This is a genomic window from uncultured Sphingobacterium sp., assembly GCF_964277905.1.
GTDB classification, from domain to species: domain Bacteria; phylum Bacteroidota; class Bacteroidia; order Sphingobacteriales; family Sphingobacteriaceae; genus Sphingobacterium; species Sphingobacterium siyangense.
Genome location: NZ_CAXYKD010000029.1, coordinates 247,920 through 273,757 on the forward strand (window position 1 = coordinate 247,920; position 25,838 = coordinate 273,757).

The following is a 25,838-nucleotide window of genomic DNA, read 5'->3' on the forward strand; positions in this document are numbered from 1 at the left end:
TTAATTTTTCCTTTTTCTATCAATTATCCTAAGCGCAAAATCGCTTTAGATGGTTCATTGCTGTTATTTATGACATTATTTGATCGTTACAGCAAAAGCATATTCATCTGGAGGAAGACATTGTGATGCGTCACAAGCTTGCCATTCCACTGTCCCTTTTACTGTTGCAGTTCCTTTGTTGAGCGAAACCTTTTGCTGAAAGATCACTTCATTTGTGAAGTATCCCACATCCATTTTGAAAACCTCTTCGTGTTTAATCTTTGGTTTTGGTTCAGCAGTCTTACCTACTAACGCATAATCTGCGGCTTTACCAAAATTGAAGGATGTTGGAATTGGTCCTCCGTCTTTTACATTTTGAGAGTAAATGTGCCAACCATCTTGAATGGTAGCTTTCACGTAAACAATAGCTTCCTTGTTGTTCAATTTTTTGCTGGCTACAGTCCATTTTACAGGTTTATGAATCTGAGCGAATGCGCCCGTAACGGCGAACATAACCACAGTCACTAACAATAAAATCTTTTTCATGTTTGTATCAATTTTTCAGTTTATTATTTCATCGGCAGCACATTTCATACAGTATTTTTTCTGTAAAAAACACCACTCAAATGCTTACAACAATATTCGCCATAAACAGAACAAAACACAACATGACCACAATAAAACAATAAATTTTATCAAAAAAAACTAATTAAACCATATTTTTTACACTTTTAAAGGCTAAGTTTTTTCAATTCCAGTAATATATTCAAAAAAGCTATCAGACTAAAACAAAGGGCATTGTCAAACATTGTCTGTTGCGAGCTTGTGAACGCGTTCTGCGCTACAACTCCATCCCGAGCTCATCAATTTTACATAATTATCTGTATCTTATGCATGATTCACATTTATGCCATGGCTATACCAACCACAAAAGACGAACTCCTTCAAGCTATACGTACAAATTACAGCAAACTTGTCTGTGAACTTTCCGATATTCCAATCGATCAAACTAATCTTCTTATACTCCAGGGGCATGCTAAAGGAACCATAATGAGTATAAATAATCTAATTTCCTATTTAATTGGCTGGGGTGAGCTGGTTCTCAAATGGAATAAGAAAAGTGAAGATGACAAAGAGGTTGATTTTCCGGAGACTGGTTTTAAATGGAATGAGCTAGGCAAACTGGCTCAAAAATTTTATCAGGATTATGCCGACCTAGATTTTACGACTTTGTGCGCAAAACTAGATCAAACTGTTTTAAGAATTATGGAACTCCTTGAGCAAAAAACAAACATTCAGCTTTATGGTGTAACGTGGTACGAAAAATGGACCTTAGGCAGAATGATTCAATTTAACACCGCTTCACCTTATCAAAATGCAGTCGGGAGAATCCGAAAGTGGAAAAAAGAGAAAAAATAGTAAACCATCGCTGGATAAATATTGTTATTCAATAAACACATATAATCATTACTATGGGAAATCTATTATATACTATCGCTGTTATTTTGGTCCTGATATGGGCAATCAGTTTTTTTGGCGGATTTGTTGGCGGAGGGCTAATTCATATTCTTTTGGTTATCGCTATCATTGCAGTGCTTCTACGTGTAATTAAAGGAAACGCGTGAAGACTGTAAGCGGTTTATTGATTACGATAAAAAGCTCCTCATTTTAACGCTGAGGAGCTTGTATTTGCTGTAAATTCTTCAGCTAAGGAAATCAAATATTCAGATCTCCTTCTTTACCTATATCTTCTGTTTCACCTGTTAGTCTAACTTTTAGCATCTTAAACAGGTTGACAATCATATTGGAGTCTGAATCCCAATAATGAGCATCTTTAGGCGTAACACGCAACAATCGGATATTGGGATCCTCCTTACCTTTCTCAAACCATCCTTCCATCATTTTGTTCCAGTAACGATCTATCCTTTCCTGATCTCGCGAAAGACTCGCTTTACCATTTATACTTAGAAAGGTGTAGTGTTTTGGGTCCGCATAAAATAAGGAAGCTTTTGGGTTCTGTGCAATATTCTTAAAGGTATCGCTCTCAGCAGAACAAATAAACCAAATATCTCCATCTTCGTCTACTTCTTGTCTACTCATTGGAACCCCATGCGGATACTCCGATTCAGCTGGGAATGAACACACTGTTCCCACATCGATTTGATCTACAATTGCTTTAAGCTTATCTAAAGCTTCTTTGTTATTTAAATTATTCTCTGCCATAATATGTCGTTTATTAAGGAACAGTATCCTGTAGAAAATCGTTTATTTTTTCAGAAAATTCAGGCTATCTTCGGCAGTGAAAGGGGAAAAGTACGAATAAAAAAAAGCAAATCAAGTAATTTTACGCACTCTAAATACTAATAATATTAGTAATTTTACATCAAAATAGTAGAGAATAAATCATGTTTGGTTTTGATGATAAATTGCAAATATTAGCTGATGCCGCTAAGTATGACGTAAGTTGCAGCTCAAGCGGAAGTAAGCGAAAAAATAGTGGTGGTATAGGTGATTCATCGACTAGTGGCATTTGTCATACCTACACCGAAGATGGTCGCTGCGTCTCCCTGCTAAAAATTTTAATGACCAATTATTGCATCTACGACTGTTCATTTTGTGTGAGCCGACGAAGCAATGACGTACAACGGGCAGCATTTTCGGTAAAGGAAATTGTCGAATTGACCATGAACTTCTACCGTCGTAATTATATTGAGGGTCTTTTTTTAAGTTCGGGTATTTTCAAATCTGCCGACTATACCATGGAACGCTTAATGTTGGTCGTCAAGAAACTTCGGACGGAAGAACGGTTTAATGGTTATATCCATCTCAAGGCCATTCCGGGTGCGAGTGAATCGTTATTAAAAGAAGCAGGTCTATATGTTGACCGGATGAGTGTGAACCTCGAAATTCCCACTGAGGAGGGACTCAAGCTGGTTGCTCCCGAAAAGGATCATCAATCCGTTCGCGAGCCCCTAGCGATTATTAAAAATGAAATCCTCAACCTTCGGCAGGATCGAAAAAAAAACAAGAAAACACCCTTATTTGTGCCAGCAGGCCAAAGTACACAGTTGGTTATTGGAGCAACTCCAGAGAGCGACCTACAGATTATGCAGGCCGCCAATTCATTCTATAAAGATTACAATCTCAAACGGGTTTATTATTCGGGTTATATTCCCATCAACGCGACCGATTCCAACCTTCCCCAAATTGGGACATCACCACCTCTTGTACGTGAAAACAGACTTTATCAGACAGATTGGCTACTTCGGTTTTATGGTTTTTCGCTTCATGAAATACTCAACAGCACGCATCAACATCTCGATCTAGAAATAGACCCTAAGCTTGCTTGGGCGCTACGCAACCCACAATTCTTTCCCATCGACATCAACAGCGCTACGTATGAGTGGATTATCCGAATCCCCGGTATTGGCAGGCAATCCGCAAACAAAATTGTACAGTCGCGCAAATATGGAAAATTAAAGGAATATCAACTTCGAAAAATAGGAATTGCCTATAATCGCGCCAAATATTTTATGGTTTGCCAAGATACACGCATAGCTGGAGGCTTCCATTATCCCGAAAACATCAGAAAGTCTATTCTTGAAAGTAACCCGCGTACACTGGTCACGGCTTCCAATACACAGCTAACACTTTTCTAATGGACTATATTTTTGACGGAAGTTATTCCGGATACCTCTGTTGTGTATTTGAAGCCTTTGAACGGAAAGAATTTGATAGCATTCCCACAACAGAAAAGCCTATGGAAATTAATATTTTTTCGGAGAAGCGACAGGTTCATACTGATGTAAAAAAAGCCATGCGCATTTTAGTGGGAATGGAAAAGATACTCGGAGCACAAGAAACAAAAATTTTTTATCATAACTTTTTGTCCGATAATCAATCTGAATGGCTCAATGGATTTCGATTGATCATTGAACTTTTTCGAAGGGGAAAATTGGATATACGCAATTATGGATACCCACCTGTACTCCGTATCCATCAGACGATCAAAAAGATCAGCCGCGAACGACACCGCATGAAGGCTTTTATCCGATTTGTCAAGTCTAACGATGATCTCTACACAGCCATCGTTGACCCCGATTTCAATGTGATTCCCCTGGTTGTAGACTTCTTTAAAAACCGATTCGCCGACCAGTGCTGGTTAATTTATGATATACGGCGAAACTATGGCTTCCATTATGATGGCAAAAATATCTTGGAGGTATCCAACAACAATACACATGAGGTTCAAGATCCATATCAGCTAGAAGTGGATCTCGATCCTCAAGAAAAAGATTATCAGCATCTCTGGAAGACTTATTTTAAGAGTACCTCTATTGAATCACGCAAAAACCTGAAGCTTCACTTAAGACATGTTCCCAAACGTTACTGGAAATATCTCGTCGAAAAACAATAAGTCCCTAATTAGCGAAAATCCTATTTCATATCATTATTTTGATCCGCCAAACAGCTTGCTCACCAACCAAATGACAATAGCGACTACGACAACAACCAATAAGATGCCCGACCACACACCAGCTTTAAATATACCTTCAATTGCTGCACAGCTCGACACGAGCACCAATAAACTCGACATGAGCGCAAATGGAATTATCTTTTTCATAAATACCTGTTTTAATTATTAATTGGAAGTATGACAATACTGGCCTTGAAAATGTTTTACAGCAATGACGTTCATGTACTTTTTACATCTCACTGCGGATACGTCCGATACCTTCACTGCATTAAATACTTGAGCAGTCCGTATTTTTTTGTCACAAAGTGAATGCGTTACGTTATTTACACCCTAAAAATACGGTTAACGGGCCAAGGGAAGCTTTTGGGTACAGCATTTGATTCTGTTTACCCAAATAGTAAAATAGAATTTAAACAATAATTGACTAAAGATATGGACACTATACACCAAAAAGCGCAAAAAATAGGATTGGAAAAAGGTTATTATCTATTATTAATGGCTATATTGGATTTACCTGTTGATGGTAAGAAAAAATCGGAAAAGAAAAAATAAGGTTGGTTCACCAAGGTATACAGCGGAAATCCAGCGGTCTCAATAGTATTTGATACTCCCCTATTAAGGAATAGGGGAGTATTTTATTAAGAACCCCGTTTTTAATACCCTTCGTTCTGTTTAAAATCCTTCGTCACATCCATAACACTTTGTGGAATCGGAAACAGACGCCTGAACGGTTGTGTTGCCGGTTTGGCGCTATAAGGCAGATCATACTTTCCGAAACGTATCATTTGTGGGCGGCGAAGCAGCTCCCAATACGTTTCAAAAGCAATTTCACGGTAAAGATCGCTCGCATTCAACGAGGAAATTGTCTTCCCAGGTTCATTTCCGTAGAGTGACTCCCTCGTGCGTGATGAACGTAATTTATTAATATCATTGAGCGCCAAATTCACTTCTCCTTTTCTGAAATAAGCTTCAGCACGCATTGTGTAAATTGCACCAAGGCGCACCAATGGAATATCGACATTACTTGAGCCATTGCCGTCTCCGGGATCGTATTCATATTTAAAAACCCGAACACCACGATTGATTTGATCTTGCTTAAAGACAGCCTGTTTGGGATCGTCAAAATTGAGTTCTGGAGTAAATATCATCTTTGTACCAGCACTTTTCTCCATAGACAATTGCGATACCTTAATACGTCCGTCTGCGGTCATTTCAAAAGCGCCATTTGCAGTCAGCTTTGGCCCATACTGTTGGCCTTCAATAATACCGCGGTTAAAATGAAACCACATCAGATTTGTCCCCGGTACAATATCTGTCGATGGAACACTTTGCTCCCGATCATTATAAAACCAAGTACCGTCGCCATATTGATATTTTCTTGAGAAACGTGGATCATCATGATTTCCATTCCATGTCGCATAAAATTCAGGTGTGATACAGGCTGCATTGGTACCACGATTTACCGGAGTAGGTCGCTGGTTACGTTCGACGCAGACATAAGCAAAAGAATTGGATCCATTTCTGATCTTATCGATTTTCTGTGTAATTACCCAGATTAGCTCTGGGCCTTTCTCATTTTTAATGGAAAAGCTATTAAAATAGTTGCTTTCCAAACGGAATTTTGAAGAATTGATCAGCAGTGAAGAATAATAGATGACCCTATCCATATCTGTTCCATCACCAGAGACAGCTTTCTCGGTAAATTCATAGGTATTTGCCATCCTGTTTTTAAAAACAGCGCGATTGAGATACATCTGTGTTAATAAACCGTAGGCTGCTTCTTTGGTAAATCGACCATTGTGGGTGGATTGATCACCCAATGAAGCCAAATCAGGAAGTAAGCTCTCGACTTCTACAATCAGTTCATCAATAGTGGAGGCTGCCTTTTTTATTTCCAAAGGTTCCCGTTCATTCAAAGGGTCTCTATAAGGAACCTGACCATACAAATCCAGAACCGTATACATATAGAATGCCAGTAGTCCTTTGGATTCAGCAAGAAAGAGCTTTTTTTGTGGGATATTTGACTCAGTCACAGCTTTAACCGCCGTCATTGCTCGTGTGATTCCATTGGTTAACATATTCCAATTGTCGGTTACAATGGCATTATCTGGTGTCCAGGTAAATTCATGCATCGAACGCCATTTACCGCCATCCCCCCAATCGCTTCCACGGGTTGCCAAAATAGCTTCATCAGTGGTATATTGCTGGAGGGCAAAAACACCACCGTGATCAACAAAAGTTCCTTTTCCCAGACGATCATAAGCCGCGGCCAATGCGCCTTCGGGATTTGAAGCATCGTCACCAAGAACCTCATCGAGTACCTGCTCATCCAACTTTGTACAACTACCTAAAAGCAGCATAAAGGATACGCAGAGGATATATTTATTAAAAAAAATCTTTTTCATCACTAAAATTTAATCGTTGCACCAAATAAAAATGTCTTTGCCGAAGGATAGGCCGTATAATCAACCCCCAGCGACTGGTTGCCGTTACTTACACGCGGGCTGTTGATTAACGGATCATATCCAGAATATTTTGTTACCGTCCATAGGTTCTGTCCCGTTACGTACAATCCAACGGATTGAACCCATTTCTTGCTGACCAAAGGTATCGTATAGCCTAAACGAACAGAATTAAGTCGAATAAAATCAGACTTTTCAAGGTAAAGCGTTGAAATCTGCGGGTTATTGGAAGGACTGATATTGGGCGCATAATACCTATTGGACACGTTTCTATCCGATGCCAGATTATTAATATTCAATGCATTCATCGCCATATTATTAAAATTATAACCGCCCAACTGTCCGATAAATGAAAAAGAAAAATCAAATGCCTTATAGTACATTTGGCTATTCAAACCGTAGGTAAATTTGGGTAAAGCCCCTTCAATAATTCGACGTTGGTCACTATATTGGTAATTACCTTTATCATCTACTCCTTCATAATCCCATAAATAAAAGGAGCCGGCAGCATATCCGCTCTTATAAATATTGACGTTCACACCAGATTGCCCTGGCCCCGCAATAGCGCCAGAAAGAATTTCGGATACAGGCAAATCTTCGATTTTATTTTGCAATGTCGCACCATTGACATCCACTGTCCAGCTAAATCCTTCCTTATTGATCAACTTTGATCCGAGTAAAAATTCAAATCCTTTATTCACCAATTTACCATCGATATTGACCCATATATCGGCCGTAGGGCTCAATACCTGCGAAGGAATATTTAATATTGCATCTGTGGTGGTTTTATTGTAGTATTCCAATGTTCCGTACAATTTACCTTTCCACAAATCAAAATCAACACCGAAGTTTGTTTGCGTCACAACTTCCCATTTTAAATTTGGATTGGGTGTACGATTGACAGATACGCCGTTGACCAATGCAAGATCGTCATTCATGTAGTAGCCATTGCCAGCTGCCAAGGAGTAACTCGCTTTGGTGATTTTATTTTGAACTTCTTGATTACCCGTATTCCCCCAACTGGCCCTGAATTTCAAGTCATTTAGCCAATTGGTCTCTTTCAGAAAGTTTTCCTTAGCGATATTCCAGCCCAAAGCAAATGAAGGGAAATAACCATATTTGTTATTCTTTCCGAATCGGGTAGATCCATCGGCACGCAAGGAAGCTGTCAACAGGTAACGATTGTCATAACTGTAGTTGACACGTGTAAAATAGGACTGCAGTTCATTCACCTGAGAAAAACCTGTTGCTGTTGTTGGACGTCCAGCGTAGCCCGGATTATTTTCCGGAAGTACACCTTCCCCCTTATTTGCGATGCCATCAATGGTATAACCATTTCCTCCATTATCAAATTTCTGATAGGAAAATCCCGCTAAAGCTTCAATTTTATGTTTATAGATCAATTTACTATAATTCAGGTAATGCTCGAGCAGGGTATTTTTCGAATTCTGATTATATTTCATGAATCTTCCTCGGGGATTGAGGTCGGTAATATTGGGGAAAATAGTTGTATTCCGTTCACCCATGGCGCGGTCAATTCCCAAATTGAACTTGTATACCAGCCCATCGATAATGCGAAAAGAAATATCCAAATTACCTAATGCACGCAGTGTCCGCGTATTATCCCGATAGATATCCAACAAATACATCGGGTTGTAATGCGCATTCATATTAAAATTTGTAAAATTCCCTTTGTCATCAAATACCGAACGGGTAGGATTTGCCATCAAGGTATGTGTAATCAATTGGCCAAATGCCCCCGTATTGTCACTTGTCGGCACACCAATATCTTTGGTTTCACTAGCCGTAAGGTTAAATCCAACCGTAAGCCTTTTATCATCCAAAAACGATTCGGAAGCATTAACACGAGCAGAAGTTCGTCTAAAATCACTGTTCTGCACAATCCCCTGCTGGTCCATCTGTGCGGCAGACACATAATAATTACCTGTACTACTTGCTTTTGAAAAGGAGAGGGAATTGTTCCTTGTTTTTGCCGTGCGATAGACCACATCCTGCCAATCGGTGTTACTACCGTGATCAAAGGCCTTATCTTTTATTGCACTGCGATATTGTTCGGCAGACATCACATCTACTTTATGCGCCACCGAAGAAAATCCCAAGTATGAATCAGCCGTCAGATTAGCCTCCCCCTTCTTCCCTTTTTTTGTCGTAATAATCACCACGCCGTTAGAACCTCTCGCCCCGTAGATTGCCGCTGCTGAAGCATCTTTAAGAACCGTAATGGATTCGATATCGCTTGTATTCAGAAAATTCAGTGGATTTTTAGGTCTACTTGAACCAAAACCGATATCCTGGCCACCAGGGCTCACATTTTCATTGCTCAAGGGTACTCCATCAACAACAAATAGCGGTGTACTGCCACTGCGGATAGAACCTACCCCTCTAATCGTAACATCCACGCCACCACCTGGCTCGCCGCTGTTCCCTACTACACGCACGCCGGGAACTTTACCTTGAATTAGATTATCGGCCGAGATGACCGCACCTTGTCTGAAACTCTTTGCATCCAACTGATTGACAGAGCCTGTTAGATCCTGCTTCGTCTGCTTTCCATATCCCACAACGACAACCTCATCCATTGCATTGATAACCGTATCCAATTGAACAGTCAATACATTGTTATTATTGACAGCGACATCTTTAGCCTGATAACCTACGATCGTAAACTGAAGAACAGGGTTTTGGCTTTGTACCTCAATTCGGAAGCTACCATCCGCTTGGGTACTGGTCTTATTGCCCATTCCTTTTTCTGTTACCGTTACAGCAGCAAGCCCCTTACCGTCTACCGATTTGACTATCCCTGTGATCTGCCGTTTCTGAATATTCATCCGAATGTCTTCTGTTTTCGACAAGGCAAACGTGGTGCGATTCAATACAATATTATTATCTACACGCTTGTAATCGATCTTGTATCGCTTACAGATGTCTTCCAATACATCGTTAAATGGTACATTTCTATAATTTACATTGACAAGCTTATCTTCCGAAAAGATGGACTCGTTAAAGAAAATATTAACACCACTTTTCTTCTGTAGGTCTTTGAGAACGGTAGATAGTCTGGCATTTTTCATGGATAAACTTACCTTTTGCGCGTAAGTCATCGCTCCGACATGCATATTTGCGGCAAATAAGAGCGGCAAAGCAATAGACAATTTCATTGAAATTGGAATTTTAAAGCATACGTTTTCCTTCATCGGGAAAACGCGAGCCCGATTTTTTTTATAAATTTGCATTGGTTGATAAATTAATAATAAGCGACTTGATCTATCAATCTAGGATTTATCCAAAATCCATCAATTAGACAGGAGTGCTTCCAACACTCCTGTTTTTTTCCTGTTACATCACCTCTACCCTCCTTTCCTTCCGCTCAAAGCGGACACCCCCGGCTAGGGCGATTGTTTTCAACAGTTTATCGATATTTTCATATCGGGATATAGAACCCGAAAAGCGAACTTTTTCTAAATTGCCATGATAGCGGATTTCGACGTCATACCAGCGGCTAATTGCCTCCATCACCTCATAGATTGAAGCGTCATCAAAGGCGAAATTCCCATTTTTCCACGCCATAAAGTAAAAAGGATCAACCACAGCTTTGGTAAATACAGCTTTCTTGATATCGTATCGTGACTGCTCATTGGGTATCAGGAATTTCTCGCCAACTTGGGCTCCCGCATAGGTCAATTTCACCTTTCCTTCAGTAAGTGTAGTAACCACCTGCTGATTATAACTGGAGATATTAAAAGCTGTCCCCAGCACCTCCAACGACTGTCCACCCGTTTTCACGATAAAAGGAATGCGTTTGCCTCCATTCATGACCTTTGTGACCTCAAAGTAAGCTTCACCTTCTAGATCAACCTCCCGAATCTGCGCCCGAAAATTGATGGGGTAGCGAATTTTCGTCATAGCATTGAGCCACACCTGTGTACCATCAGGAAGCACCAATTTGTACTCACCGCCTTTAGGCGTCACTATCGTATTATATACCAATTTATTTTCAGCTTGTCCCTGCGGAAAATGATAGGTAATTTTTCCGTCTTTGGTTTTACGAACAGTAAACGATGTGCGCACGATAGTGGTATCTCCAATGATTTTCTCAAGATCGACAGCAGTTCCATCATCAAATAGGATCTGTGCTGTCTGTCTCCCCGGTACCACAGCCGAATGTTGGCTGGCCAATCTTCTTTCGCCCGTCTGTTTGGAAGGTTGTTGTAAATAAAAATATAGTGAAGCTGCAAAAGCACATAAAAAAATAGAAGCGGCCACTTTAAGCCATAGGCGTCCCTGCCGTCCGACGTTACGGGTATCAGGAATCGCTTTAATTTTTTCACCCGCCTCTATACGCGATAAAATGTGTTGAAACTGTCGCTCTTTGTCAATAGCGGTCTCCTCGACAACATGCCCTCCCTTTTCCCACTGCTCTTCCAAAGCAGCAATAAACTTAGGGTCATTTACCAATTCCCGAATCCGCTTTATCTCCGCCGCCTTACAAGAACCTCTTCTATATTTTGCGATCAGTTCACTGTATTCCTTATTTTCATTCATGCTTTCTTTGCTCTTCTATACTAACTAATCGAACGAAAAAGAAAGATGTACCAATGGAATTATAAAGTATTTAAAAAATAATAAAAGCGGCATCAACCCTTGGTTGTCCAGGCTACTATTCCTTATGTTAAAGATGCTTTATGTTACAAAAAAAATAGAAAAATCTTGTCCAGACGAAGACGGACAAATTTACTTGCCAGGGCCAGATGATTGCGCACCGTATTTTTGGATAGTCCTACCTGTTCAGCAATATCCTGATAACTATGATCTTCCAGCTTATTAAGACGATAGATACGCTGCTGCTGTTCAGGAAGTTCTCCTATGATTTTTTCCAATTCTTGTTGAAGCTCACGGTAGTCCAGTTGTTGTGCCAAGGCCTGTCCAGCTTCTTCCCAATCCGCATGCTGCTCGAGTTCATATTGATCACGCAATATCTTTCGCCTAAATCTAGAAATAGCCATACGTTTGGCAACGCGATATAAAAAGGGATAAATTGATTCCGGAGTGTTTATTTTTTCACGATAACGATGTAACTGCACAAAGGCTTCCTGTGTAATTTCTTCCGCCTCTTCCGACTGACCTGAGAAATATAACGCGCGTGAAAAGATCTGTGGCTGATATTTTTCAAACACACGTCGAAACGCCTGCTCATTTCCTTGCTGGAAAAGAATGAACGTATTTATTTCAATAGGCATTTCCTTTAAACTCATCGGTTGTTTCTTATCGTAAAAAAATATGGATAAATAAACGATGTCCATTTAACTTTACTGTTAAGCGAACATAAATTTATCTCGATACTTTGTGGTAATAGAAGATAATTGGTTGAATCTTACTACTAAAATATAAAAAGGAAATGGAAAATCCACTTTTATTCTTTTTGTGAAGATCCAGGAAGATGCTACAATGGAAAGATAAAGCCTTTTTCAACTACATGAAAAAGGCCTTTAGTCATATTTACATCAACAATTTTTCCTAAACTCCTCGGGACTCATTCCTTTATTTGCTTTAAAAAATGTACTGAAATATGGTACATTTTCAAAACCAAGTTCAAAGGCAATTTCTTTTACCGTTTTAAAAGTATGATAAAGCAATCGCTCGGCCTCCAATAGTATGCGTCCACGGATAATAGTACCGCAGCTCGTCGATCTTTTTTTTCGACAAATCCGATTAAGATAGTTGATCGATATATTCAATTGCTCTGCATAAAATGACGGATAACGCTGCTGCGCATAATGACTATCAACCAAAGATTCGAAACTTCGGATTTTATCGTCATCATCCTCCTGCTTTACAACTACATGATCGACCACGATTTGCCGTCCCAAAATCTGGAGCAACATGGTTAAGTAGCGGCTCAATACACCGTGAGCACTCAATTTAACTGAATTATAAGCAGTTTCCATCAAACTTACTATATGTAGACAACTGATCATATCTTCTTTTGAGAGCACAAAAGCGTGCTTACATCTACTCCTTAAAAAATGAAAGGATTTTCTTACAGCAGTGTTCTGCCTTTCCATGAAAAAAGATTCTGTAAATAAGACACTGTATCCTTCTACAGACGAACCTGCCTGAAAACTACACACACAATTTGAATTTATGCTGATTATATCATGGGCAGCTATAATCTGTACGCTCTGATCCGCTACCATAGACAGTTCACCACTCTTGATAAACAAAAGGGTATAAAAAGATCTTAGATGGAGCGTATTTTGATTTGCTTTAGCTTGTAAAAAAGCTGCTATAGGCATAATAACGATTCCCTTCGAAGTGGAATCAATATCTTCTAATTTTAGAAAATCTAGTTTCTCTTTTCGTATTACCATTTCTTTATGATTATTCTGTAAAAAAATATTTGTGGAATAATCAAATGATTGGCGGTCTAAAAATTTTAGGTAGTATACCTCCGAAGGTATCAGAGACAAAGTCTTTCGGATAGACAGTCTTCACAGCAGGTACTATTGGAGAGCACAGCAAGATTTCCTTCACATACTGCACAAAGACCAATATTTCCACCCCCTTCATTTTGGCGAGCACATTGTTCACATCCTTTTGTTCAACCGTCTTTTCGCTGAGGAAACAGAAACCTTTGCAGCTCACTGCCGGTTCAAAACGATTGACGCAGAGATTTTGCTCGATATACGTGCGATTGCACTCAAATTCAATAAATGCCCACAATAGATTGGTTGCCTGCACACATATTGCCCAAGCCATTATCATACAAAACCACCATCTACAGCGCTGAAACTTCATTGATCCGATCTATTTTGTTGTGCTATTACGTTCACGCAAATATTCTAAAATGGCACGTGCCTCTTCTTGCTTCAAGCCCAAACTAATCATTGGCGAACCATATTCCTTGCTAAGTACTTTTGCGTCGGCATCTTTCTCCAGCATGGTTGCCGGATCTAACATCATGTTCATAATCCACTCCGGGGTACGACGTTTGATGACAGCATCCAATGATGGCCCTACTAATGTGCGGTCAAAACTATGGCACATTGCACATTTCGACACAAATAGTTCTACACCCTTATTTGCAAGCTGCGCATCAAAGGGTTTGTGTTCAAAGGACGTAATGGTTCCTACACCTTTGGATCCCGCTGTTTTATAATCGAGCATAGCCGCAGGCTCAGCTACGGAAGGTTGCTCGGCACGATCTTCTTTCTTGACTTTTGTACCCTCATTTCCGCTACACGCCAGTATAGCTACAAAACCGAAACAGCCTAGAATTACGTTGATTTTCTTTTTCATTTTTATTGTTTAAGTATATTGGTAAAATAAATTCTGTTTGTATTAAATGACCTGCACTAGATATTTTATATCATCCTGATTTGATTTTTTGCCCGCTTTCCATAGTTCGACAATGACTTCCCAACGACCAGGCATAGAAAAATTAACAGTGCCTTCATAGTAACCATTACCTGTACTTTCAGCAGCAAAATTTTCCGAAGACCCCGTTTCCGTAGTAGACCTATTGGTCTTTAGTTTAATGACATAATGATCTAATACCGGAAAATGATGACCATCCATTTTATTCATTAAAAATCGGATCGGGTGCTTTCCCTGCTTTACGCTATCAGGCAATAGGCAGGAAATAAATACGCGACTATCGTCTCTGGTTCCTGAGCTCATTGTTCGCATGGTTGCTGCTGCAGTAACCGGAATCTTGATGGCAAGTGTATCTTTTATGCGATTGTGACTACGTATCGTATGTAATTGCCAACCCTTTCCCATCTGCGGGATATCTGCCATAATAAAAACCATTGGGCCTCTATACCAGCCGTCGCCGAGCGCGACGGGATGCTCAAAGGGGCCACCATGCTTCATACGTCCCATACTCATTTCTGGATAAAAATCAAGGGATTTGTCATTGATCGGAATTCCCGAGGTATCTCTTAAACGCAGATAGATGGTATGATATTTATTGTTGAGTTTAGCATCCGCATATACGGTATAATTGGTAACATCCCAAACAGTATCCGCTACACGGACCAGATCGGACTCCTTAGGCAGGATAAAATCCGTAGCATTCTTACCGTTCTTTTTTGAATGATCGGCAGTACAGGATGAAGTTGAAAAAGCAACTGAAAACGCGAGTAGCAGTAAGATTACGCCCCCGACAGTCCCGACACGGGAATATAAATTCATATGTATTGATTTAAATCTTTTGAAAATAGACAGTACCTGCCATCAGTCAACATGCCGACAGCCCGTACGAAAAGCAAAATGACTTAAACCAAAGGTGGATGAAAAATAGTAAAGATTGGTCTATAGCTATAGTTTGCCTGATATGCTGGAAGTAAGGTCTCCGCAGCCGCTTCTTCAAAAAAAGCGATATCAAGGTTAAAACATTGCTGATTATTGATAAATACAACGTCGATTATACGAGATTCCAGGTTTTTTTGTTCCTTCTCCTCATGTTCACGCATTTTCTTCATCAAGATACATTGTCCTCTACAGGAAAGTGCCTTTTCGTTGAATCGATTGATACACTCATTCTTAGCGATATAATCTCTGTTAAATTCAAAAACAGTCCATAGCCATACCGAAGAGAAGCTCTGCAGGAGCATCAGCGGCAGTAGAATCCATATCAATTGTTTCGCTTTCATGTATCGCTAGTGCAGCAAATATACTAATTATTGACATACCAGCAACGAACTGCCTCTTTTCAAAACGCTCAAATGTTTTCTAAAACATCAAGAAGTTTTAGTACATTTAGCTAAAAATCACGCGCTTTGAGCAAATGAAGTTTAACCCTCTTTTAGTCATTAAATTATTACTTGGGCTGTTTATCTGCATCGGAATAGCTTTGACCATATTGATGATGGTTCATGACAGCAAAGTTGTGGGAGCTTATGTCGTTTCTGGACTTTTCATACTATTCCCCGGTATTATCCTGTACGGTATGACCGTTGGATTTCGAGTATCCGAGAAAACCATAACACGACAGATTGCCCAACAGGAAAGTGTAACATCCGATCATAAAGGCCTATCCTATCAAATCCCCTTGCTAAAAACAACCCAATTTATCTCCTGGGAAATTATCGAGACCATTATCTACAGCAACTACCACAGCGACGACCAGGCGCAGTTCAGCTTTTATCTGACACAACCGGCATTTCAAATCGCGTCAGAAAAGCCAGGATGGATAGCGAAAGCTCTCTTACCCTTGATAAAAACAAGCAAAAAGGTCGTTATTTACGAAAATTGCATCAATTTTCGCGAAATCCCGAAAATGCTAGAAAAACATTTTTCCTCCATCAACCCTGTTGACATAAACGAAGTCCATGGAAAAGGAACACTACTAAGGTCAAAGACCACCTTAAGGGAAAATACGATTCAGATCGAAGAATATTGGAAACCTAATCCAAATTTTGAACCTGAAAAAGTCATTTATGATCGATACAACCGGACAATTGATGAACTGAAACAATCAAAAAACAGCTAAAATTTGTCTTCCTCGGCAAACTCCCCACGTCATCGTGTAATATTCAACAGGTATTGCTTATTATTTATTATTACGTTGGTGCATTGGCTTGATGATATTTATGTTCGCAGCTGAGGCAAGGAGAATAAAAACCCAAAGTAAGCTGATCGGAGATATGACATAAATTCCAGCAATTGTTGCTGATAAAATGGATAAATTTGTACCCGTTAACATTATTACGATGATTAAAAGAATAACAGCATATTGGAATGACCGTAGTAGCTCCTGGCGGAAGGAAAGGGATGAAGCTTGGTCCCGGCCGGAGACCGAACACTGGCTAGCGTTTTTCAAGTCCGTCCGTAGCCAGACTATGGGCAATAAAGTACTTGAGGTTGGTACTGCTACGGGATATTTTGCCAACATTATGACCCTTGCCGGTTTTGAGGTTACTGCCGTTGACCTCTCCCCGCAAATGATTGAATATGCAAAACTCGTCAGCCAAGAACTAGAACTTCGCGTAGACTATCGGGTCATGGATGCGCAAGTACTACAGTTTGAAGCCAACACCTTTGACTTCGTCTTCACCAGGTTGATGACGTGGACCATCCCCGATCTTGAAAAATGCTACCGCGAGATGGAACGTGTGCTTAAGCCGGGCGGAAAACTGATCAACCTGGATGCCGATTTTGGGAAAACGGTCTTTAGTACCGAAAGGCACGATGAATGCCCATCGGGCGCTATCGATCAGATCAATGACATCAAATCGGCATTAGACATCAGTGCACATCCACGTCCTGCTAAAGACGTCGAACTATTGGAAGCAGTTGGATTTGGTTCTATTGAAGTCGATATGGATGCCCAAAATCGTATTCTTGAACTCCCTTTCGAAACTGAAGGACTTTTTATGCTAGAGGCTATCAAAAAGTAAAATTTGTTCAACACCCTTGATGTGTTTTTCGTCTGGAAAAGCCGCAAAATAATTGGTTTTTCGGATCTTTCATACCAATCGATCTTTCATAAAAAACTAAGTTTGTCATTTAATTCTTCATAAAAAAAGCCCGATCTATATCGGGCTTTTACAGCGGATTGATTGTTATCAAGAGACAGCCTGATAAGCCTTCCGCGGAAACGAGATCCGAACAGAAACGCCTGTACCAGGCTGATTCTCGAACTGCATTTTTCCATCTATCCGTTTGATCAAATCCTTACAGAGGGAGATACCCAAGCCTGCACCATTTTTGCTCTCAGATTTTTTTCGGTCCCAGCTATTGACAAAATTTAGATTATGGAGGACTTCCGACGTAAGTTCTTCCCCTTCGTTGCTGACGATAAGTTCCCACCGATCGCTCGGATCATCTATCAGTTGCAGCACAATGCTACCGCCGACTCGTCCATATTTAATGGCATTGCTAATCACATTTCTAAGCACAAAAGCGAGAATTCCTTTATGTGTATCCGCCCAAAAATCCGGATTCACCGAATTTATGATCTGTATATTGAAACGCTGGATTTCTAGCGTATAGATCCCCAATACCGCATCAATTTGATCGCGAATATTACAGTTCTCGGTATTTTCAAGTTTATCACGGAGTTGTGACTCTGTCCATAGTAAGACCTCTTCCAACATCGTACGCGATCTGGCCACCTGTCCTTTTAGATTTAAAAAGATGAGTTTAAGTTCCTCCTTATCAACTAGAGAAATATCATCAATCGCCAACAAAATTTCGACCGATGCAAATGGTGCTCTGAGATCATGTGAGGCAATCGATAAGACTTTAGTCTTGAAACTCTCGGCAATTTTTAATTCCTCATTATAATGGTGAATACGAATTGCCTGTTCACTGAGGATACTGTTTGCGGTCGTCAATTTGAGCTGCTCGACCTTTAACAACCGATTCTTTCGGATTAAAAAGTAGATCAGTACGCCTATCAGCGTTTTACTGATGACTATTCCAACAATAAGTAAGGTAATAATAGTTTGGCTTTGCACAATTTTTAGGTAATAAATTAACAATAATGACTAATGGAATATCAAAGCTAAACAATCACATGCTAATTAAAAAATTTACCTTAAAAAAAATTACACTAATTTCGATTCTTTCTTAACTCTTTCAAAAAAAGGCTAGATCAATTTGACCTAGCCTTTACAAAAAACTATCCTCTAATAGCCGTATACCTTATATACCTTTGGTTTAATGAACAATAGCTCAGTAAAATAGTTTTAAGTATTTTATTTTTGTTTATTCGCCAAATAAACTTAACTATTTTAAAATCCATTTCGGCGATGCTGCACTGTCAGCAAAGATTTCCTAAATTTCCAAAGCCTGCCTAGAGTTTACTGAATATGCTCAAAATTATTTGCAATTGGGTATGGCTGTCATCACATCCAGTGACATATCCATCGCTTTCTTGGCCCACTTTTTTAGATTGTCCAAATCAGCTGCTTTTAACGCCTTGTTTCCAAAGATTACCGCATTAAGTGCGTAATTTTTGGCATTCGCACAATTGCAATCTGGAATTATACTGTAAGCAGAAGCTTCTTTTGCTTTGCCTACAGCGTCCTTAAGCAAAACTTTGGCATCATCCAGTGATCCAGCCTGATAAGCTTTTTTAAAACTCATAAAGGCCATCTCGGCATAGGTGGATGCCATACCACAGCCCGCATTTACCTTTTTGTTCTCCTGGGCCATTACCGAAAAAAACATACACAGCAAGATCATTGTAAAAAAATATTTCTTTTTCATGATAAGGGTATAATTATAGGGTTAAATCTAACTTAAAAACGCTATTTTATCGTTACTGTTTCTTTAATATCGAAAGAGCAATGTCCATTGTTCAATCCTACCTTGGCAATGGCTGTATACGTCCCCGCTTTTGTGTATGTATGACTCGCATCTCGTCCTGTAAAATCTTGCACCGTGCCATCACCAAAGTCCCATCGAACCGCATTGTCCACTGTCTCCTTGCCTGCATACGTAATGTTAAAATCAATCTTTGATGCATTTGAGTCTGAAGCCTTGTGCTCGACATCAATTAGGATAGATTGACCGAAACAATCCACCACGCTCTTCTCAACTTTATCACCGCAGGAAGAGACTGCTATCAGCCCCAAAAACAGAATGCTCTTTTTTACAAGTTCCATAGAATAATCTGATTACACTTTTTTTGACAAGATAACAAGATATTCGACACAACGTTTTCACTTTGTTCATTTTTTTGTCCAGAAAAAAATGATACATAATTCACAAAAACTTAACCCTTTAAAAATACAGTATAAATAAACTTTGTTTAGTATTACAAAACTTATGTATTTTTATATAAAATGAAAAACCTAGCAACATATTACGTATTTGATCGTGCCAATACAGCGCTCTCCAAAGTGAGTAAGCCTATTCCTCCTTTGCAGGATGGTGAAATTTTGGTCAACATTCGCTATACCACACTTTGTGGTAGTGATCTCCATACCTATTGTGGGCTGCGCAACGAACCACGTCCTACAATTTTAGGTCATGAGATTGTAGGCGTTATCGCCGCGATTTCTCCTGATCATAGCGGACTTGATACACAAGGCAATCAGCTACATATTGGCGACCTGATTACCTGGACTGTTTTTTCCAGCGATCCGAATAGTACCAACTATCAGCCGGATATTCCACAGAAAAACGATAAGATCTACAAATATGGTCACCGTCAGATAACCGAAGCGGATGGCCTTCATGGTGGATTAGCCACACATATCATCTTACGGCCGCATACCTGCATACGGGTACTTCCAAAAGATATCTCCCCCGCAGTAGCCGCCACCATCAATTGTGCTGTTGCCACTTCGGCCGGAGCCCTTCGCCTGGCAGGAACCATTACGAAAAAAAACATTCATGTCGCAGGCATTGGATTATTGGGTCTGGTTAGCATTGCCATGTGCAAGGAAATGGGCGCCAAAAGTATCATAGCTTCTGACATTAATCCTGCACGTTTAGAACTTGCCAAGAAATTTGGTGCGACTGCTACAATAGATCTGCGTGAAACCACATCCAGAACAGCATTACAAGCTACAGTAATAGATCGATTTATCGACATGAGCGGCTCGCCAGAGGCTATGGAACTCGGCATCGAAACTTTGGCGCTCCATGGAAATGCTGTTTTCGTAGGTGCTGTGTTTAAGCAGCGCCCTACTGGGATAGACGCCGAAAAAGTGATCCGAAAGATGCTCACGATTAAAGGGCTGCACAATTACAACTATACCGATTTCTCCGCGGCTGTAGATTTTATCATCGAAAACTGGCAAAAGTATCCCTTCGAATCATTGATCGAACGCGACTTTCCACTGGCCGAAGTCAATGAAGCGATAAGCTATGCATTAACGCACAAACCAATACGAGCAGGTTTATTCATCAACCCCTCAACGGAGCAGCTTTAATGGAAAGAAAATTTAGAAAAGACCAGTGGAAAATGTTGTTTGTAACCATGTTTTGCTACTTATTCTTTTACACAGGGCGACACAATTTTGGATGGGCAGCAAGAGGTATTGCCAAAGAGCTAGACATCAGTTTTCAGCAAGTAGGCTGGATCAGTTTTGCAATGTTAATGGGCTATGCGATAGGCCAGCTCATCAATGGAAATCTCGCCGATCGATGGAGTCCCAAGATTATGATTGTCGCTGGCGGAGGGCTATCTATTCTCTGTAATCTCGCCATCAGTTTTGCCAGCTCCTATATTGCTATTTTGGTCCTTTGGACATTGAACGGTTATTTCCAGTCTATGGCCTGGGGCTCTGGAGGTAAGCTTATTTCCAACTGGTGGAACAGTTCCGAACGTGGCAAGGCCTTTGGCTTTTATACCATGGCTGCTGGAAGCTCCTCCGTTCTGACCTTTTTTATGGCCTTGTTACTCGTCCAACAGGAACAAAGCTGGCGTACACTATTTCGCTATCCCATCTTATTTCTTGCCGGGGCATTAGTGGTCTTTCTATTTGTAGCATACAGCGATCCCAAACGAAAAGGATATACTTTTGCTGAAGAAAAAGAAGGAATAGCGAAGCAAGAAGACGCACAAGAAAAGGTTGCAGCATCGGAAAAACAAGACAACTGGAAGCAGTCTTATTTACACGTATTTCGGCATCGCAACTTTATGATCGCTTCGCTGGCCATTGGATTTCAAAGTATGGCACGCTACGGTTTAATCTTTTGGGTACCGATCCACTTTTTAGGGAACAACTATAAAGAATCCTCAGGCAACATGTGGCTTACACTGCTCATCCCTATTGGAATGGCTCTCGGAGCCCTTTCTTTTGGGTACATTTCAGACCTCGTCTTTAACAAAAACAGAGGTAAATCTATTGCCGCAGGTATGATAATCAGCTGCATTATTGCCCTTCTCATTTATTGGGTGCCTATTCACAATCACCTTCTAATGGGTATCCTCATGTTTACCTCAGGTTTCTTTGTATACGGTCCACAAGCCAACTTCTGGACCTTGAGTCCAGATCTATTAGGAGCTAGACTCGTCGGGACAGGCATTGGTGTAATGAATATGTTTGCCTATGTATTTGCTGCTGTCGGTGAACCTTTGTTTGGTAAGCTGATCGATTACACAGGCAATACTGCCAATATATTTCTTTTCGTTGCGCTGATATGTGCGATATGTGCAACAATCATTAGTTTTGTCCAAAGCCCAAAATCAATATCAATTAAAAAACCATGATAAACCGAAAACAATTCCTAAAAATTGGCAGCCTAGGTATTTCGGGACTTTTAGCTCCCGCCGCATTCAGTATTGCGAAAACACGTACAGACCTAGACTCTGCAGCATCTGAGAACTTGGGAGCAAGACAGCAAAACCTAAAATTCGGTATTATTGCCGACCTGCATTATGACCTTATGCATGATGGTGAACGTCGCGCTCAACTTTTTATCGATGCAATGAACCAACAACAGCCTGATTTTATTATTTCCTTAGGCGATTTCTGTGTCCCAAAACCCGCTAATAAAAAACTGATGGCTATATGGGCACAGTTTAAGGGTAAAAAACACTACGTATTGGGTAACCACGATACCGATGGCGGATTCACCAAACAACAAGCTTTGGCCTTCTGGGATGCAACATCCCCTTATTATTCTTTTGACGATAAAGGTTTCCACTTTGTTGTGCTGGACGGCAATGAAAAAGATCCCGAAAATAAGATTGAAGGCTATCCGCGTACGATCGGAAAAGAGCAGTTGACCTGGCTAAAACAGGATCTTCAACAGACAAAACTCAGAACGATTATTTTTTGCCATCAAGGGCTCGAAAATACCATAGGCGGCTTAGATAATGGCATGCAGGTACGCTATTTGCTTGAACAGATCAACAGCGAGGCAGGATTCAATAAAATCATCCTCGTACTAACGGGCCACCATCACCTCAATTATCACAATGAGATAAACGGCATCCACTACGTACAGATCAACAGCTCTTCGTACTATTGGGCAGGCGAAACCTTTGAAAGCAAAGCTTTTGATGCAGCGTTCTATAAAGATCATGGCATCTTAAAACGCACATTGGTTTATCAGGATCCCATTTGGGCAACGGTATCGATTGGTAAGAAAGAAATTACGATTCAGGGAACGGAAACCGTTATGGCAGGCATTCCACTCGACCAAACCGGAATTGATGTTTACAAAGACGTCTATCCCATTACTTCGAAAGTCGACTCCCGTAAACTGATGTACTGATGCGACAATCGGTAAATAGCCCGGTAAAAAATCCCCTGATCTAAAAAAAGAAGCCGCTTTCCATAACGAAAAGGCGGCTTCTTTGTACTTCTTTCTTTCGACATCTTCAGGTAGAGCAACCTTAATGATTGGGTTCTACTTTTGTTCGCTATCGGTCTGATCGAGAATTACCTGTTGAATCGGCAAAGCCATATCGATACCTGAATCAGCAAAAGCTGCATAAATCTTGGTTAATAATCCGCTCTTGACACCGCCACTATCTTTGGATATTCTGACCCAAAAATAGAGTTCGACTACCACTGCCTGCGAGCTCACCTGCACAAATTGCACAGCAGTGCCTCCTGAAGAAAGAATCTGCTCATCCTCGTCCATTATTTTTTTGAGCAGCTGAGTTACCCGTTCAAGGTCTACCCCATATTTTACCTCAAGTCGAATACTGAGACGTTTTTTGGCACCACCTTGGCTCCAGTTCATCACATGTGCATTGAGCAGATCGCCATTCGGCATAATCAGATCGGCCCCCTCCGCTGTCGCAATTACACTGCTGCGAAATCCGATAGATTTCACTTTTCCCGATCGTCCACCGATTTCAATTAGGTCATCAACATTCACAGGCTTTTCAAAGGCAATGATCAAACCACTCACAAGATTATTGACAAGCGTCTGCAAGCCGAAACCTATTCCTACCCCCAACGCCCCTACGATAATTCCGATCTGCTGAACCGGAATTCCCAGCGCAGAAAAGGCCAGAAAAAATCCAATCACGATAATCGTGATCCGAACGAGCAGAATCCAACTTCCCAGTCTAAATTTATGCTGAGCTGCCCCTTCCTTTTTCTCCCATTGGGAGTCCGCAGCAAAATAGGAAACGATCTTCGAAAGCACCGTTGCACAGACCATAATTAATAGAAACACCGCGAGGTTATTGACCGAAAACTGATAGTTCCCCAAACGGTGTTCGGTTTCCAAAAAGTCTCTCAAGGGATCTGCAAGGAACCTGAATTCGTAGAAATTTCGGCCAAAGAGCACAAACCATCCAACAATCAATACCGCATAGAAAAAAGCCGGAGCTCTTTTACCAACCCTATTATAATTGATATAAAATAATCTTCTTTCCTGCTTCTGATAGACCGAAGAAGCCAATTGCAATCCCTCATTGACCAATCGAATCACCCACAAAAACAAAATAAAAACCACAGCATTTGTCAATCCAGCCACCAAAAGCACCTTACTAAGGTTAAAACGCCCAAAAAGGTTCATTATAATAGACCCAAATTCCAGGAAAACCATAAATGCAATTGGAAAAAGTATCCAACGTTCTTTGATCTCGTCGCGACGTTCCTTATTCAAGAGCGCCAGCAGACCGACCAGGCAGGAAAGGGTAGCAATGACAAGAATCAACCAACGTTCCGATCGTGAAGGTTGAAGCACGAGGTTATCTAATCCGGCTAAAATAAAAAGGGTCAGAATGGAAAGCCATATCGCCATCCAATACCCTGTTATTGCCGGTCTAAAAACGAGGGATAAAAAGACCGAGGCAACAGTCAATATGGTGATCGTAAACACAAAAGGTGGTGCGGGAAATATAAATTGCATGACGCACAATCCGATGATTAATCCGCTCAGAAGCGGTCGGTGCAGCAACAGACTTGACTGAACCATATTTTTATCGTTGATCCTCCTGCGCAATACATAAACATAGGAAACGACGACCAGGGTTGCCAAAAAAAAGAAAAGCAGTTTTCCCAGATGCGCTCTCAAATAATAGAAATAGAGCCATTTTGCTTTCACGAATGAGAAGAAGAGGATTTCATTCATCGGTCGTTCAAACTTACTTGGGACCCAAATATTGACAAAGTTACGAGCTATCGTTCGGTTAGAGAGCCGGTTCTGATAGTAGAGCACCTCCTCCATATCCGATTCCAGCCGTGCCAGCTCGATATTAATTTTATTCTGCAGTTCGTGGACACTGTTGATCCGCTCTGCCAATTTCAGCGTAATGGGTGAAATCTCCCTTGCAATCACCCGAATCCTGTCCATATACCGGGCAAGATTAGTGGAATCCTTAGAGATGACAAAAAGTGCGGGGTCATTGCTCAACGAGTCGAGATCCAACTGATAATTTGTGATCCTATCCTGATAACGGTCCATATCGCGTTTTAAACTCCTTACCTCTATGGAAAGTGCGTTCAAGATGTTGAAGGTCACTGTAAGGTTGCGCGATGATTGGGCAGAACCCTTGTTTTCAAAGACACCATCTTTTGCAATATCATGTAAGACGATCAGCTCCTTCAGCCCCTGGTCCACGTTCAACGAATCGAAACCTTTGCGCAGAAAGGAACGCGATTGGCTCGCCAATAACTTAATATCCTCCAATACCCGATTTTGGCGGATCGCTGCACGGTCCATTTCCAAATCCCGGACACTCCTTTTAGCCGATTCTTTAAAAAATCGTTCCGTCTTGGCGACAAATCCCTGCTGAACAGAATCTTGGGAATTACCAAACAACACCCTTGAAAACAATATGATGAAGAAACATGCTAAAAATTTCCTGCGCATTGCCATTGAAGTTTATTTTTTTCCTTTAGGTATTTAAATTGTACTATGAACACCTAAATGTACATATATTGCTTTAATATTGTTTCATCATCCTTCATTTAACAGCAAGATATTTTATAGTTACCCTTCCCTCAATTCGATCTTTCACAAAGCCAAAG

25 protein-coding genes are annotated in these 25,838 nt (G+C 40.6%); 9 read left to right on the forward strand and 16 right to left on the reverse strand.

Annotated features, from left to right (window positions below; all coding sequences use genetic code 11):
* Window positions 1-75: 75 nt before the first annotated feature.
* Window positions 76-525, reverse strand: coding sequence for a protein-disulfide reductase DsbD N-terminal domain-containing protein (locus ACHWSC_RS13680; RefSeq protein WP_394677134.1), 450 nt, complete (start codon window positions 523-525; stop codon window positions 76-78).
* 366 nt (window positions 526-891) lie between these two features.
* Between ACHWSC_RS13680 and ACHWSC_RS13685 the strand changes: the two genes are divergently transcribed.
* Together ACHWSC_RS13685 and ACHWSC_RS13690 are read left to right on the forward strand one after the other, a co-directional pair.
* A complete protein-coding gene (locus tag ACHWSC_RS13685; protein ID WP_394677135.1) occupies window positions 892-1,398 on the forward strand; it encodes a ClbS/DfsB family four-helix bundle protein in 507 nt (168 codons plus the stop codon).
* A gap of 53 nt (window positions 1,399-1,451) precedes the next feature.
* Window positions 1,452-1,604, forward strand: a complete 153-nt coding sequence (locus ACHWSC_RS13690) for a lmo0937 family membrane protein (protein WP_112376008.1) — start codon at window positions 1,452-1,454, stop codon at window positions 1,602-1,604.
* A gap of 91 nt (window positions 1,605-1,695) precedes the next feature.
* On the opposite strand, the gene ACHWSC_RS13695 is transcribed toward ACHWSC_RS13690, so the two are convergent.
* Entirely contained in the window at window positions 1,696-2,202 is a 507-nt protein-coding gene (locus tag ACHWSC_RS13695; protein WP_088162323.1) for a pyridoxamine 5'-phosphate oxidase family protein, read from the reverse strand.
* Window positions 2,203-2,384: 182 nt separating this feature from the next.
* Here ACHWSC_RS13695 and ACHWSC_RS13700 point away from each other — a divergent pair, with 182 nt between their 5' ends.
* On the forward strand, window positions 2,385-3,638 hold the full coding sequence (locus ACHWSC_RS13700; protein WP_394677136.1) for a putative DNA modification/repair radical SAM protein: 1,254 nt from the start codon (window positions 2,385-2,387) through the stop codon (window positions 3,636-3,638).
* Window positions 3,638-4,396, forward strand: a complete 759-nt coding sequence (locus tag ACHWSC_RS13705; protein ID WP_120332453.1) for a TIGR03915 family putative DNA repair protein — start codon at window positions 3,638-3,640, stop codon at window positions 4,394-4,396. The genes ACHWSC_RS13700 and ACHWSC_RS13705 overlap by 1 nt, the downstream gene beginning before the upstream one ends.
* A gap of 33 nt (window positions 4,397-4,429) precedes the next feature.
* Here the strand turns inward: ACHWSC_RS13705 and ACHWSC_RS13710 are convergent, their stop codons facing one another.
* The 10 genes from ACHWSC_RS13710 to ACHWSC_RS13755 all read right to left on the reverse strand — a co-directional run bounded on the left by ACHWSC_RS13710 (window position 4,430) and on the right by ACHWSC_RS13755 (window position 15,593).
* Window positions 4,430-4,603 (reverse strand): hypothetical protein, encoded by a 174-nt coding sequence (locus ACHWSC_RS13710; RefSeq protein WP_167512259.1) that lies wholly within the window; start codon window positions 4,601-4,603, stop codon window positions 4,430-4,432.
* A 506-nt stretch (window positions 4,604-5,109) separates the two neighbouring features.
* Window positions 5,110-6,861, reverse strand: a complete 1,752-nt coding sequence (locus tag ACHWSC_RS13715; protein ID WP_394677137.1) for a RagB/SusD family nutrient uptake outer membrane protein — start codon at window positions 6,859-6,861, stop codon at window positions 5,110-5,112.
* 2 nt (window positions 6,862-6,863) lie between these two features.
* On the reverse strand, window positions 6,864-10,097 hold the full coding sequence (locus ACHWSC_RS13720; RefSeq protein WP_394677138.1) for a SusC/RagA family TonB-linked outer membrane protein: 3,234 nt from the start codon (window positions 10,095-10,097) through the stop codon (window positions 6,864-6,866).
* 178 nt (window positions 10,098-10,275) lie between these two features.
* Complete coding sequence (locus ACHWSC_RS13725) at window positions 10,276-11,481, reverse strand: FecR family protein (protein ID WP_394677139.1); 1,206 nt, start codon at window positions 11,479-11,481, stop codon at window positions 10,276-10,278.
* A gap of 143 nt (window positions 11,482-11,624) precedes the next feature.
* On the reverse strand, window positions 11,625-12,191 hold the full coding sequence (locus ACHWSC_RS13730; protein ID WP_394677140.1) for an RNA polymerase sigma factor: 567 nt from the start codon (window positions 12,189-12,191) through the stop codon (window positions 11,625-11,627).
* A gap of 249 nt (window positions 12,192-12,440) precedes the next feature.
* Window positions 12,441-13,307: a helix-turn-helix domain-containing protein gene (locus ACHWSC_RS13735; RefSeq protein ID WP_201667652.1), complete on the reverse strand. Its 867-nt coding sequence runs from the start codon at window positions 13,305-13,307 to the stop codon at window positions 12,441-12,443.
* A gap of 40 nt (window positions 13,308-13,347) precedes the next feature.
* Window positions 13,348-13,695, reverse strand: a complete 348-nt coding sequence (locus ACHWSC_RS13740; protein ID WP_088162326.1) for a hypothetical protein — start codon at window positions 13,693-13,695, stop codon at window positions 13,348-13,350.
* A 48-nt stretch (window positions 13,696-13,743) separates the two neighbouring features.
* Entirely contained in the window at window positions 13,744-14,235 is a 492-nt protein-coding gene (locus ACHWSC_RS13745) for a cytochrome c (protein WP_313181655.1), read from the reverse strand.
* A 42-nt stretch (window positions 14,236-14,277) separates the two neighbouring features.
* A complete protein-coding gene (locus ACHWSC_RS13750) occupies window positions 14,278-15,132 on the reverse strand; it encodes a FixH family protein (RefSeq protein WP_394677141.1) in 855 nt (284 codons plus the stop codon).
* 83 nt (window positions 15,133-15,215) lie between these two features.
* Window positions 15,216-15,593 carry a hypothetical protein gene (locus tag ACHWSC_RS13755; RefSeq protein WP_075993542.1) on the reverse strand — a complete coding sequence of 126 codons (378 nt, stop codon included), beginning with the start codon at window positions 15,591-15,593 and terminating at the stop codon, window positions 15,216-15,218.
* Window positions 15,594-15,727: 134 nt separating this feature from the next.
* Here ACHWSC_RS13755 and ACHWSC_RS13760 point away from each other — a divergent pair, with 134 nt between their 5' ends.
* Together ACHWSC_RS13760 and ACHWSC_RS13765 are read left to right on the forward strand one after the other, a co-directional pair.
* Window positions 15,728-16,432, forward strand: coding sequence for a hypothetical protein (locus tag ACHWSC_RS13760; protein ID WP_394677142.1), 705 nt, complete (start codon window positions 15,728-15,730; stop codon window positions 16,430-16,432).
* A 220-nt stretch (window positions 16,433-16,652) separates the two neighbouring features.
* On the forward strand, window positions 16,653-17,339 hold the full coding sequence (locus ACHWSC_RS13765) for a class I SAM-dependent methyltransferase (protein ID WP_394677143.1): 687 nt from the start codon (window positions 16,653-16,655) through the stop codon (window positions 17,337-17,339).
* A 168-nt stretch (window positions 17,340-17,507) separates the two neighbouring features.
* On the opposite strand, the gene ACHWSC_RS13770 is transcribed toward ACHWSC_RS13765, so the two are convergent.
* The 3 genes from ACHWSC_RS13770 to ACHWSC_RS13780 all read right to left on the reverse strand — a co-directional run bounded on the left by ACHWSC_RS13770 (window position 17,508) and on the right by ACHWSC_RS13780 (window position 19,523).
* Window positions 17,508-18,401 carry a sensor histidine kinase gene (locus tag ACHWSC_RS13770; protein WP_394677144.1) on the reverse strand — a complete coding sequence of 298 codons (894 nt, stop codon included), beginning with the start codon at window positions 18,399-18,401 and terminating at the stop codon, window positions 17,508-17,510.
* A 364-nt stretch (window positions 18,402-18,765) separates the two neighbouring features.
* Complete coding sequence (locus tag ACHWSC_RS13775; RefSeq protein WP_236582798.1) at window positions 18,766-19,155, reverse strand: hypothetical protein; 390 nt, start codon at window positions 19,153-19,155, stop codon at window positions 18,766-18,768.
* Between the two features lie 41 nt (window positions 19,156-19,196).
* Window positions 19,197-19,523 carry a PKD domain-containing protein gene (locus tag ACHWSC_RS13780; RefSeq protein WP_313181637.1) on the reverse strand — a complete coding sequence of 109 codons (327 nt, stop codon included), beginning with the start codon at window positions 19,521-19,523 and terminating at the stop codon, window positions 19,197-19,199.
* 210 nt (window positions 19,524-19,733) lie between these two features.
* Between ACHWSC_RS13780 and ACHWSC_RS13785 the strand changes: the two genes are divergently transcribed.
* Genes ACHWSC_RS13785 through ACHWSC_RS13795 form a run of 3 tightly spaced genes read left to right on the forward strand, consistent with a single transcriptional unit; the run spans window position 19,734 to window position 23,121 of the window.
* Complete coding sequence (locus tag ACHWSC_RS13785; protein WP_394677145.1) at window positions 19,734-20,828, forward strand: zinc-binding dehydrogenase; 1,095 nt, start codon at window positions 19,734-19,736, stop codon at window positions 20,826-20,828.
* Entirely contained in the window at window positions 20,828-22,111 is a 1,284-nt protein-coding gene (locus tag ACHWSC_RS13790) for an MFS transporter (protein ID WP_394677146.1), read from the forward strand. The genes ACHWSC_RS13785 and ACHWSC_RS13790 overlap by 1 nt, the downstream gene beginning before the upstream one ends.
* Window positions 22,108-23,121 (forward strand): metallophosphoesterase family protein, encoded by a 1,014-nt coding sequence (locus tag ACHWSC_RS13795; protein ID WP_394677147.1) that lies wholly within the window; start codon window positions 22,108-22,110, stop codon window positions 23,119-23,121. The genes ACHWSC_RS13790 and ACHWSC_RS13795 overlap by 4 nt, the downstream gene beginning before the upstream one ends.
* A 135-nt stretch (window positions 23,122-23,256) precedes the next feature.
* Here the strand turns inward: ACHWSC_RS13795 and ACHWSC_RS13800 are convergent, their stop codons facing one another.
* The gene (locus ACHWSC_RS13800) at window positions 23,257-25,680 is read right to left on the reverse strand and encodes a mechanosensitive ion channel family protein (RefSeq protein WP_394677148.1); all 2,424 of its coding nucleotides are present in this window, start codon (window positions 25,678-25,680) and stop codon (window positions 23,257-23,259) included.
* Window positions 25,681-25,838: the final 158 nt, after the last annotated feature.